This window comes from Exiguobacterium qingdaonense (genome assembly GCF_018617855.1).
In the GTDB taxonomy this organism is placed as follows: Bacteria; Bacillota; Bacilli; order Exiguobacteriales; family Exiguobacteriaceae; genus Exiguobacterium; species Exiguobacterium qingdaonense.
In genome coordinates this window covers 1-583 of the sequence record NZ_JACSKY010000032.1, presented here as the reverse complement: position 1 = coordinate 583, position 583 = coordinate 1, and the positions used below count along the sequence as shown (strand labels likewise).

Sequence of the window (583 nt, the reverse complement as noted above, 5' to 3'; positions counted from 1 at the left end):
GTGCCCGACCATTCGACGATCAGCCAGGCCTACCGGCGTCGTTTTCACGACAACGACGTGTTCCAGGAAATCTTCGAGGACATCGTGCGGCAGGCTGAGGCGCACGGCTTCATCTCCGGTCGGATCCTGGTCACGGACTCGACGCACATCCGGGCGAACGCGAACAAGAGGAAGTTCGACAAGGTCGAGGTCGAGCGGGTCGTCGGCGAAATCGAGGAGGAACTCCTTCCGAGGGTGAACGAGGAGCGTGCCGAGCGCGGAAAAAAGCACTGAAGCCCAAAGGGGCCGGGAAAGAGCGTCGGCTCGTCAAGGTGAGCCGGACCGACCCGGAAGCGGGCTATATGTATCGTGACCAGAAACCGGAAGGCTTTTTCTGGCTGGCGCATCGGACGGTCGATGCCAAGCACAATTTCATCGTCGACGTCCACGTCACGCCCGGAAACGTGTCAGACAGCACGGTCTACCTCGACCGGATCACCCACATCCTCGATCGTTTCGGCTTCCCGCTCGAGGCGGTCGCGCTCGATGCCGGGTATTACACGACCGAGATCGCGAAGGCGCTGACCGAACGCGGCATATTCGC

At 61.4% G+C, this 583-nt stretch carries 2 protein-coding genes; both read left to right on the top strand.

All coding sequences use genetic code 11. The annotated features are described in order from the left end of the window. The coding region (locus KNP00_RS14080; protein ID WP_420828322.1) for a transposase at nt 1–273 on the top strand (273 nt) is incomplete at its 5' end. A gap of 68 nt (nt 274–341) precedes the next feature. Beyond that, nucleotides 342–583 (top strand): transposase (locus KNP00_RS14075; protein WP_215146299.1); only part of this gene is annotated, 242 nt, incomplete at its 3' end.